Below are 2,296 nucleotides of genomic sequence, written 5' to 3'. Positions count from 1 at the left end.
CAGCGTTCTGGGCGCCCGCCGGCGCCCCCACGGGCTTGTCGCTGTGGTTCTGGTCCATCGGTCTGACCTCCGGTTGCGGTGACCTCTACCGCAGCCGGCTGTCTCATCGAACCGTGCCGCACCCCACACCGTCGTCTTGCCGATGCCGCCCGGACCGACAATGGTGAGAAAGCGGTGACGCTCTAGGCGTTTCGCAACGTCCGCAATCACGCGCTCTCGGCCTATCACCCGTGATCCCGGCCGGAGTAGTGGTTGGGTTAGCCGATGGGTGGCCAAGGTGGGAGCTGGCACCATGACTTGAGGTGCCACGCCTTCAACCGGCGCCACAAAGCGGTAGCCGCGGCCGGGCACCGCGATGATGTATCGGGACCCGTCCTCGCCGTCGTTCAATGCGCGCCGGAGCAATGCGACCTGAGTCCTGAGATTTCCCTCATCGACAACAACGTCGGGCCACACCCTCGCCATCAACTCGCCCTTGGTGAGAAGCTCACCCGGGCGTTCGACCAAAGCGAGCAGGATCTCGAGCGCACGACTGCCGACGCGTACCGGCCCCTCCCCCTTAAGCAGGAGCTGGCGCTCCGGCATGAGGCGGAAGGGCCCAAATCTGATCTCGCGGGCAACGTTCCAACCCGCGCCATCTGTCGTTGGTGCAAGTGGCAATTGGAAGCCCATCTTTGGTCGGCGAATTATTATCCGTATTTGTCCGGTTATAAAGGCGCAGATTCCGACGCCCAATGCACCTGCCTTTCCCTTCACTGGTCGGCGAGTGGTAGTCGGTCATCGCGTCCTCGGTCGGTCAGAGGTGGGAGCTTCGCAACTCCACCCTAGCCGCCAGATCCGAAGGCCAACCTAGCCCTACACACCGGACAACGCCGAGATTTCCATCACATCCGCGGACGCTATCCGAAGAGCTGCTGCGCCGGCTTCGCATTCGGTGACCAAGTGCCGTCCGTACCGAGCAGCAGAAGCTCACCCGTGTCGTTGAGAATCTTAGGACAAAACCGCACGCCGCGGCTCTGCAAGAATCCCTGCCAAATGAGGCTTGGCTGCAGGCGGCGGTAATCGTGCCATAGATAGGGTTCCGTACGGCGCGGAGAAGGAAAGCCTATTGGCCCGCAGACAGAGGCGAATCCTGCGCGTTTGCAGTAGCTTTGACAGATACGAGCGTGTCTGCTTCTCACCCGACGTCAGGCATTGCTGTGGTTGAGCTTATTGGGCTCTTAACCTACTAGCGGGGTCGCACGACCGCTTGCCGACTCCAGGGTGGGATGCGCTGGGTCTTGGTTCAATGGAATTACCTGCACAGAGTGCAAGGTCAGGTCCTTTACGACCCTCAAGCGCCAAGGCATATCCTCCGTCTCTATACTATTACGATATGCGGCGCTTCGTCACCGCGACCGACAGCGTGACCGCCGCGAGGTCGAAGGTCGCGCCTGGCGAGATATTCCTCGCCATCACCCGGACCGTATTGGTGGTCCAGGCGGTTGCATCGAGCTCGATGAACCGGGTCGATGAGGCCAAGGCAGCATCGGTCAAGTCGCCCTGCCGGCAGTTGGCCACGCTCACATCGAGCAAGCTGGTGATACCCGGTGCCAGCGACGGTAGGTCCCAGGCGACTTCGGCGGCAAACTCCCGCTGGCCCACCGGCAGGGTGGGCGTGCCGCAGAGCAGCGCTGGGGTATGCTCCGGCAGGCCATAGAGCCGCAGCGCCTCCAGCTCGATCGTCCCGTCGAAGCCGCATATGCCAATTTGGGCGAAGACCACGCCCAGGCCGAGCCGGACCGACACGCGCCGGTTCGGCGACGAGTCTGCCATGAGGACGCCGCCGGCCACGCCTCTTGTCCTGCAGGGCCCGTCGAATTGTAGTCCGAAGGCTGTTCTTGGAGCTTCACTTCAACTCGGCACAGAGCGACTGGTCGGTCACGCGCCGCGGTCGGCGCCAGCGCGCCGCCCTGACCGGCTCCCTGGCAGGGCTCGGGCTCGTAGCACCCGGCTGATCGGGTGCTGCACCAGGAGCCCCCGACATGGCCCTTTCCGACACCGCCCGCCGCATTCTCGCCGAGGCCGCCAAGCACCCGCTGCGGCTGGCTGCGCCGCCTGACAAGCTGCCGACCGCCGCCGCCCGCGCTGTGCTCAACAATCTGCTCAAGCAGGGCTACGTCGAGGAGTTGTAGCGGCTGGATGAATGCTCCCCGGAAGTGCTGGCTGAAAATTCCCCAGTCCAGCGCGACTGCCCGTGCCCGGGGGCGAGCCCCCGGGCACGGGCGGCGCCGGCCATGCCCCAGGATGCCCTCCG

3 protein-coding genes are annotated in these 2,296 nt (G+C 64.4%); 1 reads left to right on the top strand and 2 read right to left on the bottom strand.

Annotated features, from left to right (window positions below):
• Positions 1-585: transcriptional regulator (locus ACFQS7_RS30810; RefSeq protein ID WP_380070964.1), on the bottom strand; the 585-nt coding region annotated here is incomplete at its 3' end.
• A gap of 783 nt (positions 586-1,368) precedes the next feature.
• Complete coding sequence (locus ACFQS7_RS30805) at positions 1,369-1,833, bottom strand: hypothetical protein (protein ID WP_380070963.1); 465 nt, start codon at positions 1,831-1,833, stop codon at positions 1,369-1,371.
• A gap of 191 nt (positions 1,834-2,024) precedes the next feature.
• Between ACFQS7_RS30805 and ACFQS7_RS30800 the strand changes: the two genes are divergently transcribed.
• Complete coding sequence (locus tag ACFQS7_RS30800; RefSeq protein WP_380070962.1) at positions 2,025-2,174, top strand: hypothetical protein; 150 nt, start codon at positions 2,025-2,027, stop codon at positions 2,172-2,174.
• Positions 2,175-2,296 lie beyond the last annotated feature (122 nt).

Source organism: Dankookia sp. GCM10030260 (assembly GCF_042666655.1).
Taxonomy (GTDB): Bacteria; Pseudomonadota; Alphaproteobacteria; order Acetobacterales; family Acetobacteraceae; genus Paracraurococcus.
The sequence above is the reverse complement of the archived record's forward strand: the minus strand, read 5'-3'. Positions and strand labels throughout refer to the sequence as shown.

Bases quoted from the DNA above. Each gene is read 5' to 3' on its own strand.
- ACFQS7_RS30800 (WP_380070962.1), top strand. From the start codon at position 2,025: ATGGCCCTTTCCGACACCGCCCGCCGCATTCTCGCCGAGGCCGCCAAG.